Origin of the sequence: Pseudoduganella rivuli, from assembly GCF_009674485.1 — a bacterium.
GTDB classification, from domain to species: Bacteria; Pseudomonadota; Gammaproteobacteria; order Burkholderiales; family Burkholderiaceae_D; genus Rugamonas; species Rugamonas rivuli_B.
In genome coordinates this window covers 1-270 of the sequence record NZ_WKJJ01000080.1, presented here as the reverse complement: position 1 = coordinate 270, position 270 = coordinate 1, and the positions used below count along the sequence as shown (strand labels likewise).

The 270-nt window shown below is 49.6% G+C and carries 1 rRNA gene; it reads right to left on the bottom strand.

From position 1 onward, the window contains the following. Position 1 precedes the first annotated feature (1 nt). Positions 2 to 270 (bottom strand): 23S ribosomal RNA (locus tag GJ700_RS36450); the annotation flags it as partial.

The window sequence follows — 270 nt, the reverse complement described above, 5'->3', positions numbered from 1 at the left end:
TACGAGTATTTAGCCTTGGAGGATGGTCCCCCCATGTTCAGACAGGATTTCTCGTGTCCCGCCCTACTTGTCGTACGCTTAGTACCACTGAACTGATTTCGTGTAAGGGGCTATCACCCTCTATGGCCCACATTTCCAGGTGGTTCCACTATCAGCTCAACTATCACGTACAGGCTCTTCCCATTTCGCTCGCCACTACTTTGGGAATCTCGGTTGATTTCTTTTCCTGCAGCTACTTAGATGTTTCAGTTCGCCGCGTTCGCTTCGTTA